The sequence below is a fragment of the Rhodococcus sp. Ni2 genome, from assembly GCF_021352185.1.
In the GTDB taxonomy this organism is placed as follows: domain Bacteria; phylum Actinomycetota; class Actinomycetes; order Mycobacteriales; family Mycobacteriaceae; genus Rhodococcus_F; species Rhodococcus_F qingshengii.
The window spans coordinates 2,435,285-2,449,516 of sequence record NZ_WOXZ01000001.1 but is presented as its reverse complement, the minus strand read 5'-3'; the positions used below and the strand labels follow the sequence as shown (position 1 = coordinate 2,449,516).

Below are 14,232 nucleotides of genomic sequence, written 5' to 3'. Positions count from 1 at the left end.
TCCACGTCGGAGAGGGAGAGATCACGATTCGAGCAGACTCAGGTAGTCCTCGCGTCCGAACATCCGAGCCGCGTCGACCGCCGTCGGGTGTCCACCTTTCGGGTCGGCTCCCCCGCTCACCAGCGCTTTCACCACCGCATCCTCGCCCTTGAAGACCGCCCCGGCAAGGGGCGTCTGGTTCTTGTCGTTGGGCCGGTTGACGTCGGCGCCGCGCTCGATCAGGGCAACGACGGCGTCAGCGTGACCGTGGTACGCCGCCAACATGACGAGCGTGTCGCCACTCTCGTTGGTCAGATTGACGGGAACTCCGGCATCGACGTACGACGCCAGCCCGGCTGCATCACCGGTTCGTGCCATGTCGAAGAGCCGGCCCGCCAGCTCGACAGCCTCGGGATCGAGTGGGGTGTTTTCGCTCATGACTACAAAATACTCACAGACGCGATTGTGAGTTTTGTAGTGAAGGTTCGATATCGCCACGGCAACAGGCATGATGGAATCGATGTCCGAAGACAAGATCGAGAAGTCGCCAGATCCGGCAGATCCCCAGGGGGCGCCGGCGAAGAAAACTGTCTCCGCGAGTCGCACCCGTCGGGTCCTGGCCGCCGTCGCGGTGGGTGCGGTGGTCGCCGCGATCGCAACGATCGCGATTTCCGGTGGATTGAACAAGGACGACTCGTCCTCGGTCAGTGTCAGTGGCGGCGGTCCAGCAGCGACGGGCTCTGCTCGCGACGACGCTTTCACCGCGGCTGCGGCCGGAGACTGCCTCAACTGGACGCCTGCGACCGAGTCGGGCGGGGACCGCACGGACATGTCGAAGGTTCAGTGCGGAAGTGAGCATCGCTTCGAGGTCGCCGGTCCACTCGACCTGTCGGTGTTCCCCGGCGCCGAGTTCGGCCCCGGTTCCCGGTACCCGGGCGCCCTTCGATTCGCCGAACTCCGCGACGAGCACTGCACACCCATCGTCATGTCCTACCTCGGTTCGAAATTCGATCCCAAGGGCAAGTTCAGCGTCGGCCTGATGTTCCCGAGCGAATCCGGTTGGGCCTCGGGCGAGCGCGCACTGCGTTGCGGCTTGCAGTTCTCGACGACGACCGGCGAACTTCAACCGTTCGCGGGCCGCGTGGCGGATCAGGACCAGTCGAACGTGTGGGACGTCGGCACGTGCATCGGCATCAACCAGAACCTCCCGACCGATCCGGTCGACTGTGCGAAACCGCATGCATACGAAGTTATTTCGGTGATCGACCTCGGCACTCAGTTCCCCGGCGCGATGCCGTCGGTGGAAGATCAGGACCGCTATCTCGAAGGCGTCTGTACTCAGGCATCCAACGAGTACCTGGGTTCCGCAGACGCACTTCGCGACAAGACGCTGACGCTGTTCTGGGACAACATTTCACTGGAAAGCTGGTTGGCCGGTAGCCGCCGAGTCAATTGTTCGATCGGCAAAGAGGTCGAAACCGGCGGGTTTGCCGCGATCACCGGAAGCGCCAAGGGCGAGATCCTGATCAACGGTGCCGCTCCGGTTCCGCCACCCGCTGCACCGGAAGGTCGGTCGTTGCCGACGCCGTTGCCCGGCGCAGCTCCGCCGTCGTAAGCCATGACAGTGACTATGACGCCCGACCGATTCGAGGAACTGGTCGGCGAGGCACTAGATCTGATTCCGCCGGAACTTGCGAAGGCCATCGACAATGTCGTGGTGCTGGTCGAAGCACGTGACGAGGAAGAACCGGGGCTGCTCGGTTTGTACCAGGGCGTCGCTCTGACCGAGCGGGATTCTCATTACGGCGGGTACCTGCCGGACACGGTCACAATTTTCCGCGATTCGATCCTCGATATCTGTGCATCCGAGGACGAGGTAGTTCACGAGGTTGCAGTGACCGTCATCCACGAGATCGCGCATTACTTCGGCATCGAAGAAGACAGGTTGCACGAACTCGGCTGGGGCTGAGGACAAAGTCGTCCGATTTCGGGGGGAACCAAAAGCGGGCGGTATGCATCAAAGTATGTGCGGGGGGAATATCGACGGCTGTGCGCACGGCCTCCCGACCACTTATCCGCCCTGGTCAGGAAGGAGTTCGGCACTATGCACGTCGACCCTCAAGCCCTAGTTGCCGCCGCACTGGAACTCGAGTCTGCGGCGACGCGATTGCGCGGAATCGTCTCTACTGCGCAGCCGACGCTACGCGTTCTCCCAGCCGGATCCGAGGAAGTGTCCGGTAGCGCGGCAAATTACTTCAACACCATCTCGGGCAGCCTTGCCTCGTCCACCGATCGGGCAATCGAGGAGCTCACCGCGGCTGCGGCAGCTCTGCGCAAGAATGCAGCTGCCTACGAGCTCGAAGACCAGCTCACCAAGTCCAGCCTGGCAGCCGCACCGATCTGATCGACAGAAATCGAACTCGGTAACTCGGCAACACAGTCACACTTCCTGGGGGGAAGAACAATGGTCGGCATCACCGGCGTCATCTGGTATCCACGGGGCGCAGCACCCAACTCCGCAGCACTGGTCGCCGGAGCCGGGCCGGTCCCTCTCGGCGTGGCGGCCGGAGCCTGGTCCACCGTGTCGTCCGGACTCACCGACACCGCTGCGTCCATCTCTCGCGTGATGGCGGATCTTCGCACCGGGTGGTCCGGAGAAGCAGCGGATGCCGCATTGAGCAAATTCGCACCGTTCCAGGAATGGGCTGCAGCGGCCGCGTTGCTCGCGGGAGAAACCGCAGGTAAGGCCCAAGTACAGTCCGGTTCCTACACCGTCGCCACCCTGGCCATGCCGTCGCTGGCGGAGATCGCGGCAGTTCAAGCGGCAAAGGTAGCCGCGTACTCCATCGGCGGTGCCCTGGTCGGCGGTGCCGCCGCCGCCGAGGCTGCCGAAGAAGCTCTCAAAATTCGAGCGGCGGTGACAATGGAAACGTACGACGCCGCAACGGCCCACCTGGCCGTGCAGCAGAACTTCGACTCACCACCGTCCATCGCGGAACCCACAGCTGGGGCATCCGCTTCGACCGAAAGCCCAGGCAGCGCCGCACGACAGTCCGTCGTGCAAGCGGCATCCACGCTCGCTGACGCAATCGCGGATCCCGTGCGCGCCGCCACCGCTGCTGTCGCATCCGTAGTTTCCAACCCGGTATTTGCCGCCGCTGCCTCACAGGCCGGTGCCATCTCCGGTGGAGTTGCCACCGCAGCCAGCGCCACCACCACCGCAGTCACAGGCGCCACCACTGCCGCATCAGCTCTCGCGACGGCAGGAGCAGGACTCACCGGACTGGGCGGCGCGGGACTCGGCGGCGCAAGACTCGGCGCTTCCACACCATCACTGTTCGGCACCCCGTGGGCAAGCCGGGCACCGGCACAGGTCAGCGCAGCATCCGCGACTACAGGAGCCGGAGCAATCGCGGGCTCGTCGTCGAGCAGCAACACCGGTCGGCACGCTCTTCCTGATCCCTCCACCGGCCAGAGCGCCACGCGCCAGAACCCCGTGACCTCGCCGGTTCAGGGCACCGCGCATACCGTCAAGGTGGATCCGGCCCGAACCGCAGGCGGATCTGCGCCGATCGCCGGCGGCCGTCATGCGGCCCAATCTGAAGACGAGACCGAGCACGACACACCCGATTACCTGAAGCACTTCGAGCACTTCGCCGACGGCCGAACAGTCATCCCGTCCGTGATCGGTGGCGCACTCGAAACTGCAGAGCATTGATGGTGGACCTCGGCACCTCACCTGAGGGGTGTAATTTACCTGTCGTCGCCCTGTCACAGGACGAAATCGACTATGTACGTGAGCGACTCGGACTCGATGCGCTTCCCGTGGTTCTCGGTGGCGCGACGATTCACGGCAGTGCGAGCGCTCACCGTACGGCGATGCAGTCCGCGGCAGATTCACTCTCCGAGCGCGATCTCCTCCCCGGCGGGGAGATCCATCACGACCTCAGTGCCCGCCTGCGCGTCCTGACCCACCCCAAGTGGGAGTTGGCGCTGCGTCGGCATGTCGGTGGAGGGATTTCACGCCTCTGCGTCGCGCAGGGCGAGTTCCTTTGTGTCGAAGCAACTTCAACCGGTTCTTCGTTCGCATTGCGCAGCGTCACCGCCGAACCGACTGCACCCGTTGTCACCGCGCTCGGCAGCGCCGAAGCAATGCCGATTGCCGTGATCAACGCACCGACCGAGATGCTCAGCCTGGCATTCGGCGCCGGCCCGGATGCAGACAGCGTGAGCTCGGCCTTGATCAACGCCGGGATACCCGAAGACGACGCGCGCCAACTGGGTAGCGCAATCGTCACATGCACCGCCTTCGCCGAATTGGTCGGAATACCACACAGTTTGGGAGCGACGACGCTCATGACCGGCGCAGTGACTGTGTACGACACCTTGTCGGGTCGGCTGGTCGGTTCGACCACTCGGGCCGCCGACGGCACCGAATGGACGTCCATCAGTTCCGGAACATCCCATCGCCTCCGACAAGCCGTGAACGCTCTGGTAACTGAACTCGAGGAATCGGCGCCGGAGACTTCCGGGTAACCTCGGGGCGTCCCTTCAACGCCCGGAGCCTTACTTCAGCATGCAGTTCTCGCGTCAACCGTCGTCACCGGGCGAACAAGGCTCGGTCGCCACGATCGACCGGCCGAACGATGAACGGGCAACAACACCGCACCGACAAGACCTGAACGGACTGCGTGGCCTCGCCATCGGTTTGGTGGTCGTGTTCCACGTGTGGTTCGGACGGGTATCGGGCGGGGTGGACGTCTTCCTGGTTCTGTCCGGATACTTCTTCGTCGGCTCACTGGTTCGACGCGCCGAAGCCGGGGGTTCACTCAACCCGGTCCCGGCACTGCGGCGGGTGTTTCTGCGGCTGTTCCCCCTGATCGCGGTGGTCAGCATTTTGACCGCACTGGGGACCGCGTTGCTGCTGCCACGCACACGCTGGGCCGATCTGGGCGATCAACTGATCGCGGTGCTCGGGTTCTTCCAGAACTGGCAGCTCGCCAGCACCGCAAGCGACTACCTGGCCGCCGACGGCTCGGTCACTCCCCTGCAGCACCTGTGGTCGATGGCCGTACAAGGTCAGTTCTATCTCCTGGCCATCGCACTGGTCTCCGTGATCGCTTATGTCGCTTCACGCGTGAATCCCAACTATTTCCGCCCGTCACTCGCGGTCACCCTTCTGGTTCTGACCGCAGGATCTTTCCTCTACGCACTCGCCAAATCTTCGCGTCACCAAGCCTGGGCGTACTACGACTCCGGCGCCAGGTTGTGGGAATTGGCCCTCGGTGGTCTGCTGGCCGTTCTGATGACCAGCACACGCAGTCGGCAGATCGCATCCCTGCCGTTCTCGGTCAGAGCAACGATCGGCTGGGCGGGGCTTTCGTCGATCCTGTTGTGCGGCATAGTGCTCGACGGCGCCCAGCAGTTCCCCGGCCCGTGGGCGCTGGTGCCGGTGCTGGCCACTCTTGCGCTGATCCTGTCCGGAGTCGGCGACGACACGCCTTGGACGTCGAAGACGCTTGCCCATCCGGCACTGACGTGGCTCGGCTCGTTCGCATTCGCGCTGTACCTGATTCACTGGCCGATTCTGGTGTTTGCACTCGTGATCACCGGACGCCCCGAAGCCGGCCTGCTCGGTGGGGCACTGATCATCGCCCTCTCCGTCGCGGGGGCGCTTGCACTCCGGCGCCTGATCGAGGTTCCGGTGGAACGTGGAGGCCGCTCGCGCCGGTACACCGTCCTGGCATGCGTCGTCACCGCTGCCGTGGTCCTCGCCGCTTCGGTCGCCTGGCAGTCGTACGCGAGCAGCCAGACGACGGGCCAGCGGGCAGTCGACACCCTCGACCTCCCGACCCATCCCGGCGCACTCGCGCTCACCGACGGTGCCGAAGTACCCAAGGCGTCGATGGTTCCCTCGATCTTCGATGCGCCACTGGACCTTCCGGCCAGTACGCTCGACGGCTGTATCGCCGATTTTCTCGAGCGGGACGTCGTCCACTGCACCTACGGCGACGCCGACGCAGACAGAACCATCGCGCTCGCGGGTGGTTCGCACTCCGAGCACTGGCTCACTGCGCTCGACGAACTCGGCAAGAGTCACGGGTTCCGCGTCGACACGTATCTGAAGATGGGCTGCCCGCTCACCATCGACTCCATGCAGACGTTGTCGGACAACGACTATCCGGATTGCGTCGACTGGTCGCGTGGAGTGCTGACCGAGTTGGCCGACGCCTCACCCGATTTCGTGTTCACGACGGCAACCAGGCCGAGCTCCGACGGCCCTGGCGACGTGACGCCCGAGTCTTACGTACACGTGTGGGAGGAACTGGGGCGCGACGGTATCGACGTGCTCGCCATCCGCGATACCCCGTGGTTGCACCACGACGGCGTCGCCTACCGCGCGATCGACTGTCTGGCGACAACCACGTCACCCGATCACTGCGCGATGCCACGGTCCGAAATGCTCAGCGACGTCAATCCGGCGCCGTCGGCGATCGGCGATCTGACCAACGTCCGTCTACTCGACCTTAGCGACGGCGTCTGCGGACCGGAGTTGTGCCGCGTCGTGGAGGGAAATGTGTTGGTGTATCACGATTCCCACCACCTGACAGCCAGCTACGTGAGCACGCTGTCCGCTGAACTCGGGCGCCAACTGAGCGTCCAGACCGGTTGGTGGTGAAGCCGGCCGTCAGCCCATCACGTCGTCGGCACCGGGGATGAGTCGGTGCTCGAACGGCGGGTTGACGGTTCCCCAGCGCAGGCACTCCCAACCGCCGTCGACCGAAGGCAACAGTTCGACGGTCTCGGTGTTGGCCAAGTGGTTGTTGGCTGCGAACAGACCGGGGACACCGGCAAGCTGGGCTGCGACAAGACGGATCGCCGCACCATGACTGACCACGACGATGTCGCCGCCGTCTCGTGAGCCTTCGAGAAATTCTTCGCGCAACGAATTGACGACGGGGACGTACCGCTCCAGGACGTCGTATCCCGTTTCACCACCGGGGATGCGAGCGCCGAGGTTGCCGGTGTGCCAGTGATGGAACGTCTCCATGAACAGTCGGTGCGCGGCCTCGTCGGTACGATCTTCGAGGTCACCGGCCTGCACCTCGTGCAATCCGTCCCGCACGTCCAGAGAGACACCGGCGGCCTGCTCCACGAAACCTGCTGTCTGCCGGGCACGCAAAGCCAACGACGATACGAGTGCCAGCGGCGGCGCCGAAGCCAGGCCGATGCCCAAAGTCTCGGCCTGTGCCAACCCTTCCGGCGTGAGCTTTGCTCCGGGTAGTGCGGTGTCGAGACGTTTGGCGACATTCGCCTCCGTCTGACCGTGCCGAACGAGGATGAGCCTTCCGGTCATCGTTCTCCCCCTCCATGCTTGAGTTCGTCGATCCACCGAATCGCTTCTTCGTCCGAAGGAGGTTGTGGCCCGGTCGAATTCGCTGTCGCCCACGACCCCAGGAAGCGGACTCCGGATTTACGATGCAGCGCACGCATCGCCTCGGCCACCAGCGAGTCCTCGACGTGTCCGACGCAGTCCACGAAGAACCGGTACGTGCCCAATTCCGTTCGCATCGGCCGTGATTCGATCCGAGTCAGATCGATACCGCGAGCGGCGAATTCGGAGAGTGCACGCACCAGGGAGCCGGGAGCGTTGTCGAGGTGAAGCACCAGCGCGGTGCGATCGGCACCGGTCCGCGCCGGAACCGGGGCCGGCTTGGTGACCAACACGAAACGTGTGCGGGCGCCGCCTACATCGGCGACGTTGTCCGCCAGGCTCTCGAGTCCGAGCATCTGACCGGCCAAAGCCGTGGACACACCGGCGTCGACGGTTCCGGCCTGCACATCCAGGGCCGCACCGGCGTTGGACGAGGCCAACACCACCTCGGCCTGGGGCAGGTTCTCGGCGATCCATCCGCGGACCTGCGCGCCCGCATGCGGGTACGCGCCGATCGTTCGGACCTGATCGGCGGTGGTCCCGGCCCGAACCAGGATGGAGAAACTCACGTCCAGATCGGTTTCGGCGACGATCTGCAGCGGCGAACCGAGAGCGAGTGAATCGAGCGTCGGAGCTACGCCGCCTTCCACCGAGTTCTCGAAGGGAACCACGGCTCCGTCCACGGAACCGTCGCGAACCATGTCGAGAGTCGCCGGCGGACTGCCGGCCGGTACTCGCTCGACGGTTTCGCCGAACGCGCCCTCAGCCTCCAACTGGGCGAGAGCTATCTCCGTGAAGGTTCCCGACGGACCGAAATACGCGATTCTTGGCACGCCTAAAAGATTACGCACCGACCCACGCCGGTCACTGCAAACCCGCGGCACGCAAAGCCGTTTCCACTGCAGGCAGATCCGCGACCTCGATCGTGAGCAGCACCTCACGCATGGCCGACGCGGCTTCGGGGATCAGCGCGGCAAGTTTTTCCGGCTTCGGATCGACCATCGCGGCGCGCACGTCGTCGCCGCGCAGTGCAGCGACGGTGCCACACAGCAGGGCGATCACCTCGTCGCCGTCGGCCGCGCGGGCTACGAAACCGACGGACTCGTGCGCGAGTACCGCCAGGAAATCAGCCACTTCGGTGGGCGTAAGACCGGCGGCGAGTCCGGGGATCCGGCCACCTTCGCACAGACGCAGCGCCGCTTCGGCGGGTGTCAGATCCTCTTCGCCGCCGTCGACATACACAGCGAGCGGAGCGGGCAGGCGCAGCGCGATCGCGTCGTCGATCTGGTCGGTGGTGACGTCGACGTCGAAACGGACGGCCTCGTACGACGCTTCCGTGTCCGCACGCAGTTCTTCCGGATCGATATCGAGGCGGACGACAACCCGGCCTGCTGCTTCGCCGCCGATCAGAGCCGACGCCGGAACAACCGGGAGAAAGAGTGCTTCGAGGAGTCCGCGCGAGTTTCTCGGGGCGGGCAGCCCGAGTGAGAGAGGAATGGCCACAGACAAACCGTAACCCCGGCGCAGGCGGCGGATTCCACGCGAGTTGCGCAAAAGTCTTGCGATTCACACCGAAGCACCTTAGGTTAGGGTTACCTCATCATCCGATGGAGTTCGAGAGAACACCCGCCAAGGGGGCAGCATGGCAACGAAGACCAGCACCGGCCCGTCCACCGCCGAACGCGTCCGCAGCGCCTGTGTGCGCGCACAAGACGCAGTTCTCGCCATCGAAGGCAGCGATCCCACCGTCACGTCGGTGCATCACCTGCGTTCGAACGGTGACGTCGTCGTTGCAGTCCCACATGCCTCCGCAGCTGCGGCCCTGGCCTGGAACTCCGGCGGCGGCGGCCTGCCTGCCGTCCTCGAGATCACCGATCACGCACCACTGCGTCTGCGTGAGCCCGTGCGCTCCCTCGTGTGGCTTCGCGGCTCGTTACACGCCGTGCCCGACTACGAGGCACGCGTTCTCGCCGACGACGTCGCATCCGAACATCCCCACCCGGGGCTCCTCGACATCGGTCACACCTCGGTCCTCCTTCGCTTGAGCCTGGCCTCGGCTGTAGTCGCTGATGCAACGGGGGCAGAACCCGTCGCCGTGGACGAACTGCTGAACGCCAGCCCCGATCCCTTCTGGGAAATGGAGACCGCATGGCTGCAGCATCTCGACGAAGACCACCGCGACCTCGTGGACCTGCTCGTGCGCAAGCTTCCCCCGTACATGCGCACCGGACGCGTTCGCCCACTCGGCATCGACCGCTACGGACTTCGCCTGCGGGTCGAGGATCACACCGGTGACCGCGACGTGTGGATGCCGTTCGCCAACCCCGTCGACGACGCTCCCGCGCTGAGCCGCGCCATCCGCATGCTGGTCGGGTGCCCTTTCCTCAACGGCCTCCGATCGGGCGGCGCATCAAACGGCTAGCGTTGCGCGGGTGAATGCCCGCGAAACCGTCCGCACCTGGTTACGGCCGCCGACTCCCGTCCCGGCCGGCCCGGCCCTCGATCCGGCCGCCAGACGCGGAGTCTGGATCGAGATCACCATCGTTCTGCTGGTCACGTTCGGACTCAGCGGATTGTCCGGGATCCTCTCGCTCGCCGAATCCCTGGCGACGCCGGTTGCGCTCTCGGATCAGACGGTTGCACTCAACCCGTCGCGGGCCGCCATCGACTGGATCGACCTGGCGCGCCAATTGCTGGGCGTCGCAAAGCTTCTCGCGTGGGCAGCGCTGGGACTCTATCTACTGTGGCGTTCGGGGATCGGTCCACGTGCTGCGGGACTGACCCCCAAGCCTCGATTCGGGCGCGACATCGCTCCGGGATTCGGCCTCGCCGCTGTGATCGGTCTCCCCGGTCTGCTGTTCTATCTCGTGGCTCAGGCACTGAGCATCAACCTCACCGTCCAGGCCAGCGCGCTCGACGATCACTGGTGGCGAGTGCCGATCCTCGTACTGTCCGCGATCGCGAACTCCGGTGCCGAAGAGGTGCTGGTCGTCGCCTACCTGATCACTCGCCTCCGAACGCTGGGTTGGAGCGAGAACAAATCACTGCTCGCCTCGTCACTCCTGCGCGGCAGTTACCACCTCTATCAGGGGTTCGGTGGCGGCGTCGGAAACGTGATCATGGGGCTCGTGTTCGGCCGGTACTGGCAGCGCACCGGGAAACTCTGGCCGCTGGTCATCGCCCACGCTCTCATCGACATGGTGGCGTTCATCGGTTACGCCCTCCTGCGCGATCACGTCTCCTGGCTGCCGTGACCGGTACCGTGAACTGGTGACCGGCGACTCCGAATATCCTCAGCGCCCTCCGCGGCGCCAGCCGCCAGGGCCACCTCCGCGTGGACCGATGCCTCCGAGGCAGAACCCTCCACGCCAGAATCCACCCCGTCAGGGCCCACCCCCGCAGCGGCGTCCACCGATGCCGCCGGAAGGGCCGACGGTCATTCGCCGCGACGGACGCCCGCAGCAGCAGAATCCGGCCAATCAGGCCTGGTCACAGGTCCCACCACAAGCGCCGCAGCAGCCCAGGCGTGAGGACTGGGCGCCGACCCAGCGCCCGCAACCGTTTCAGGACGACCCGCGCAGGCAGGGCCCGCCGCGTCAGGATCCGCAGCGCCAGGCGAAGTATGCGCCCGCACCGCCGCGCCGAACCCCGCCGAACGCCCCGCCGCGCCCTCCCGAACCTCCGAAGCAGCGACGCCCCCGCAAGCGTCGTAGCTGGGGTAAACGTATCGGCATCACGTTGTTGGTCTTGCTGCTCGCGCTGGCCGGCGCGATCTACTACGTCGACAGTTCGCTCAATCGAATCGACGCGCTGCCCGACTACGCGGGACGCGTCGCCGATACTCCGGGCACGAACTGGCTGATCGTCGGGTCCGACAGTCGTGAGGGGCTCACCCCAGAGCAGGAGCAAGCCCTTGCGACGGGCGGTGACACCGGCCCCAAGCGCACTGACACGGTCATCTTGGTCCACGTCCCCAAAAGTGGGAAGACGACCATGGTCAGCATCCCTCGCGATTCGTACGTTCCGATTCCCGGCTACGGGTCGGACAAGATCAACGCCGCCTTCGCCTTCGGTGGCGCTCCATTGCTGGTGCAGACCGTCGAAGAGGCAACGGGGCTTCGCATCGACCACTACGCCGAGATCGGATTCAGCGGGTTCGCCGGCATCGTCGACGCCGTCGGTGGCGTCAACGTGTGCCTGGCACAGCCGATCGACGATCCGCTGGCCGGGATCAACCTCCCCGCCGGATGCCAGGACTTGAAGGGTTCGGACGCACTCGGGTTCGTGCGAACTCGCGCGACGGCGCTCGCCGACCTCGACCGCATGAACAACCAGCGCCAGTTCATGTCGGCGTTGCTGTCGAAGGCGACGAGTCCGACCACGTTCCTCAATCCGTTCCGGTTGTGGCCACTCGTCTCCGATACCGCCAAATCTCTACAGGTCGACGAAGGCGATCACATCTGGAATCTGGCCTCACTCGCCTGGGCGCTTCGCGGCGGGATGACCACCACGACGGTTCCGGTCGCCGGTTTCGAGGACGTGGACGGTTCGGGCAACGTGTTGTTGTGGGACAAGGCGCGCGCTTCGCAGTTCTTCGACGCCCTGGCCAACGATCAGCAGATTCCACAGGATCTGATCACCACGGGGTAATCGCCCTGAGTTCCGGTAGTACCGCGGGAGGACAAGCCCGGCGAACAAATCGCTTTCCGGCAGGACGCGGAATCGGCAGCCGAAAATACCGTGAAGGTATGAACACAACACACCGCCGATTCCGCACTCTCGCCGTCGTTGCCGCCGCCGTCGGAGCTGCTGCACTCGTGACGTCCTGCTCCGGAACCTTCGAGAAGTTCGACGACTCCAAGGCGTACAAGAAAACCGAAACCTTCTCTTTTGCACAAGCATCCAACGGAATCGACACACTGCCGAGTTGGGTTCCCGCCGGCGCGACGGGTATCGACGAGGTCATCCGCACCACCGGCAACGAACGCATCCTGCGAATGACTGCGAACATCGCGGAGATAGATCACAACAGCTGCATCGCACGACCCACCGTCGAAACTCGTCCCGCATCGTTGTCCGCACAGTGGTGGCCGACGGGGGTCGAGAAGGGCAGTTCTTTTCAGTGCGGCGATTGGTACGTCGGCGAAAAGGACTCGTTCGTCTACGGGTACCGACCGGAAACTGTGGGCTTTGTCATCGATCAGCTCGACAAGAAGTAGCTCCCTCTCAGCGGCGACGACCCAGTAACCTGTTGGGATGACACAGGCGAAGAACTCGAGCGAATTCACCACTCTGCTGCGTCAGCAGATCCGTAACGAGTTCACTGCATCGCAGCAGTACATCGCGGTAGCGGTGTACTTCGATGCACACGATCTTCCGCAGATGGCCGCGCGCTTCTACAGCCAGGCCACCGAGGAACGCGGTCACGCGATGATGATGATCCAGTACCTGCTCGACAACGACCTCGACGTGGACGTTCCGGGCATCGACGACGTCGTGACGAAGTTCGACAGTGTCCGGGCTCCGGTCGAGTTGGCACTCGAGCAGGAGAAGAAGGTCACGGAGCAGATCACGCAGCTGGCACGCACCGCGCGCGATACCGGCGACTACCTGGGCGAGCAGTTCATGCAGTGGTTCCTCAAGGAGCAGGTCGAGGAAGTGGCAAGCATGACAACACTTCTCACCATCGTCGACCGCGCCGGCGACAACCTGTTCCACCTCGAAACGTTTGTCGCACGCGAGATGAACACCCCGGCCGCTGCCGATGCAATGGCGCCGACGCCCGCCGGCGGCGGCGTCTGAGGGCCACCGGCCTACCGAGTCTCAGGCCGCTCGGCGGCGTTCAGTGATCTGAGGAAATTGTTGTACGCCTCAAGATCACTGTCGCCGTCGATCTCGGCGCGGCGGTCCAGGTCGGCATTCATCCGTTTGTCGTCGCGGTTCCAGCGCATCGCGAAGATCACGACCACCACCAGCGCGACGGGCTCTCCGTACGACCACGCGAGGGCGCCCGCCAGCTGCTGATCCTGCATCACGTCCACGCCCCACTCGGGAGGCGGATCCACGAACGTGGTCAGCAGCGGCTTTGTCGCCATCATGAGTACGACGCCGATGAACACGTGCAGCGGCATCTCCACGAACAGGTCGAAACACCGGCCGAGGTAGCTCTGTCGCACCGGCAGTGGGCCGGTGGCGAGCACCGGCATGAAGAATAGCAGACCGCTGGCGAGAAAGAAGATCTCGAGAAAGACGTGTCCAGCCGGTAACGCCGAGACGGTGTCGAAGATCGGCGACAGGTAGATCCCGTAGTAGCTGAACAGAAATACCGGGATCGTGAACCCGGGGTGCAGCATCCACCGCGCCGGCGGGCTGCGCAATGCCGAGAGGGCAAGCGCGAGAATGCCTTTTCCTATTCCTCGGTGCGGCGTCGAACGTAGTAGCAGCAGTCCCGGCGAGCCCAGTACCCAGAGCGGCGGGATCGCCATCGAGAGCGTCAGGTGTTGGAACATCCAGACGCTGAAGAGTTCGTAGCCGTAGCTCTCGACCTTCAGTCCGGTCACCGCGATCAGCAGCAGGCACCCACCGAGGAAACACGCTGTCCGATGCCACGGCCACGGTCGCCCACTCGCGCGAACTCGCTGAGCGCCAGTCCAATACCAGAGTGCAAGAACAACTCCCAGGGCAGGAAGAAGCGGGAGGGATGAGGTATCCCACTCCAGCATCTGCCCGATCGACGGCGGCGGCGTGTCATTCACGAACGCTTCACCGGCGGGTCCTCCTTCGTCTCCATGCGGGTACCGTCGACTCTACACCTAACT

Annotated in this window: 16 protein-coding genes; 11 read left to right on the top strand and 5 right to left on the bottom strand. The window is 64.6% G+C overall.

The window, feature by feature from the left end; translation table 11 throughout:
* Window positions 1-21 precede the first annotated feature (21 nt).
* Window positions 22-417: an ankyrin repeat domain-containing protein gene (locus tag GN300_RS11975; protein WP_003945404.1), complete on the bottom strand. Its 396-nt coding sequence runs from the start codon at window positions 415-417 to the stop codon at window positions 22-24.
* Between the two features lie 70 nt (window positions 418-487).
* Between GN300_RS11975 and GN300_RS11970 the strand changes: the two genes are divergently transcribed.
* From GN300_RS11970 to GN300_RS11945, 6 genes are all read left to right on the top strand, one after another.
* A complete protein-coding gene (locus GN300_RS11970) occupies window positions 488-1,594 on the top strand; it encodes a septum formation family protein (protein ID WP_081557200.1) in 1,107 nt (368 codons plus the stop codon).
* Window positions 1,595-1,597: 3 nt separating this feature from the next.
* On the top strand, window positions 1,598-1,948 hold the full coding sequence (locus tag GN300_RS11965) for a metallopeptidase family protein (RefSeq protein WP_007736028.1): 351 nt from the start codon (window positions 1,598-1,600) through the stop codon (window positions 1,946-1,948).
* 135 nt (window positions 1,949-2,083) lie between these two features.
* Complete coding sequence (locus GN300_RS11960; RefSeq protein ID WP_063315263.1) at window positions 2,084-2,383, top strand: PE domain-containing protein; 300 nt, start codon at window positions 2,084-2,086, stop codon at window positions 2,381-2,383.
* Window positions 2,384-2,443: 60 nt separating this feature from the next.
* Entirely contained in the window at window positions 2,444-3,697 is a 1,254-nt protein-coding gene (locus GN300_RS11955; protein ID WP_063315264.1) for a PPE domain-containing protein, read from the top strand.
* On the top strand, window positions 3,697-4,515 hold the full coding sequence (locus GN300_RS11950) for an ESX secretion-associated protein EspG (protein ID WP_063315265.1): 819 nt from the start codon (window positions 3,697-3,699) through the stop codon (window positions 4,513-4,515). The genes GN300_RS11955 and GN300_RS11950 overlap by 1 nt, the downstream gene beginning before the upstream one ends.
* A 40-nt stretch (window positions 4,516-4,555) precedes the next feature.
* Window positions 4,556-6,658 (top strand): acyltransferase family protein, encoded by a 2,103-nt coding sequence (locus GN300_RS11945; protein ID WP_063315266.1) that lies wholly within the window; start codon window positions 4,556-4,558, stop codon window positions 6,656-6,658.
* A 9-nt stretch (window positions 6,659-6,667) separates the two neighbouring features.
* On the opposite strand, the gene GN300_RS11940 is transcribed toward GN300_RS11945, so the two are convergent.
* Genes GN300_RS11940 through GN300_RS11930 form a run of 3 tightly spaced genes read right to left on the bottom strand, consistent with a single transcriptional unit; the run spans window position 6,668 to window position 8,917 of the window.
* Window positions 6,668-7,336, bottom strand: a complete 669-nt coding sequence (locus GN300_RS11940) for a histidine phosphatase family protein (protein WP_007736019.1) — start codon at window positions 7,334-7,336, stop codon at window positions 6,668-6,670.
* Window positions 7,333-8,247 (bottom strand): prephenate dehydratase, encoded by a 915-nt coding sequence (gene pheA, locus GN300_RS11935; protein ID WP_007736017.1) that lies wholly within the window; start codon window positions 8,245-8,247, stop codon window positions 7,333-7,335. Before pheA ends, GN300_RS11940 begins: the two co-directional genes overlap by 4 nt.
* A gap of 31 nt (window positions 8,248-8,278) precedes the next feature.
* Complete coding sequence (locus GN300_RS11930) at window positions 8,279-8,917, bottom strand: hypothetical protein (protein ID WP_003945395.1); 639 nt, start codon at window positions 8,915-8,917, stop codon at window positions 8,279-8,281.
* Window positions 8,918-9,056: 139 nt separating this feature from the next.
* Here GN300_RS11930 and GN300_RS11925 point away from each other — a divergent pair, with 139 nt between their 5' ends.
* The 5 genes from GN300_RS11925 to GN300_RS11905 all read left to right on the top strand — a co-directional run bounded on the left by GN300_RS11925 (window position 9,057) and on the right by GN300_RS11905 (window position 13,216).
* Window positions 9,057-9,836, top strand: a complete 780-nt coding sequence (locus GN300_RS11925) for a DUF2470 domain-containing protein (protein WP_058227345.1) — start codon at window positions 9,057-9,059, stop codon at window positions 9,834-9,836.
* 10 nt (window positions 9,837-9,846) lie between these two features.
* Complete coding sequence (locus GN300_RS11920; RefSeq protein ID WP_003945405.1) at window positions 9,847-10,668, top strand: CPBP family intramembrane glutamic endopeptidase; 822 nt, start codon at window positions 9,847-9,849, stop codon at window positions 10,666-10,668.
* A gap of 160 nt (window positions 10,669-10,828) precedes the next feature.
* The gene (locus tag GN300_RS11915; protein ID WP_007736010.1) at window positions 10,829-12,064 is read left to right on the top strand and encodes an LCP family protein; all 1,236 of its coding nucleotides are present in this window, start codon (window positions 10,829-10,831) and stop codon (window positions 12,062-12,064) included.
* A 98-nt stretch (window positions 12,065-12,162) separates the two neighbouring features.
* Window positions 12,163-12,633, top strand: a complete 471-nt coding sequence (locus GN300_RS11910) for a hypothetical protein (RefSeq protein ID WP_042453189.1) — start codon at window positions 12,163-12,165, stop codon at window positions 12,631-12,633.
* A gap of 37 nt (window positions 12,634-12,670) precedes the next feature.
* Complete coding sequence (locus GN300_RS11905) at window positions 12,671-13,216, top strand: ferritin (protein WP_050657084.1); 546 nt, start codon at window positions 12,671-12,673, stop codon at window positions 13,214-13,216.
* An 11-nt stretch (window positions 13,217-13,227) separates the two neighbouring features.
* On the opposite strand, the gene GN300_RS11900 is transcribed toward GN300_RS11905, so the two are convergent.
* Window positions 13,228-14,169, bottom strand: a complete 942-nt coding sequence (locus GN300_RS11900; RefSeq protein WP_063315267.1) for a cytochrome c oxidase assembly protein — start codon at window positions 14,167-14,169, stop codon at window positions 13,228-13,230.
* Window positions 14,170-14,232 lie beyond the last annotated feature (63 nt).

Excerpts from the sequence above, each read along its gene's own strand:
- GN300_RS11975 (WP_003945404.1), bottom strand. The coding sequence starts at position 417 with ATGAGCGAAAACACCCCACTCGATCCCGAGGCTGTCGAGCTGGCGGGC.
- GN300_RS11970 (WP_081557200.1), top strand. The coding sequence starts at position 488 with ATGATGGAATCGATGTCCGAAGACAAGATCGAGAAGTCGCCAGATCCG.
- GN300_RS11965 (WP_007736028.1), top strand. The coding sequence starts at position 1,598 with ATGACAGTGACTATGACGCCCGACCGATTCGAGGAACTGGTCGGCGAG.
- GN300_RS11960 (WP_063315263.1), top strand. The coding sequence starts at position 2,084 with ATGCACGTCGACCCTCAAGCCCTAGTTGCCGCCGCACTGGAACTCGAG.
- GN300_RS11955 (WP_063315264.1), top strand. The coding sequence starts at position 2,444 with ATGGTCGGCATCACCGGCGTCATCTGGTATCCACGGGGCGCAGCACCC.
- GN300_RS11950 (WP_063315265.1), top strand. The coding sequence starts at position 3,697 with ATGGTGGACCTCGGCACCTCACCTGAGGGGTGTAATTTACCTGTCGTC.
- GN300_RS11945 (WP_063315266.1), top strand. The coding sequence starts at position 4,556 with ATGCAGTTCTCGCGTCAACCGTCGTCACCGGGCGAACAAGGCTCGGTC.
- GN300_RS11940 (WP_007736019.1), bottom strand. The coding sequence starts at position 7,336 with ATGACCGGAAGGCTCATCCTCGTTCGGCACGGTCAGACGGAGGCGAAT.
- GN300_RS11925 (WP_058227345.1), top strand. The coding sequence starts at position 9,057 with ATGGCAACGAAGACCAGCACCGGCCCGTCCACCGCCGAACGCGTCCGC.
- GN300_RS11915 (WP_007736010.1), top strand. The coding sequence starts at position 10,829 with ATGCCGCCGGAAGGGCCGACGGTCATTCGCCGCGACGGACGCCCGCAG.
- GN300_RS11910 (WP_042453189.1), top strand. The coding sequence starts at position 12,163 with ATGAACACAACACACCGCCGATTCCGCACTCTCGCCGTCGTTGCCGCC.
- GN300_RS11905 (WP_050657084.1), top strand. The coding sequence starts at position 12,671 with ATGACACAGGCGAAGAACTCGAGCGAATTCACCACTCTGCTGCGTCAG.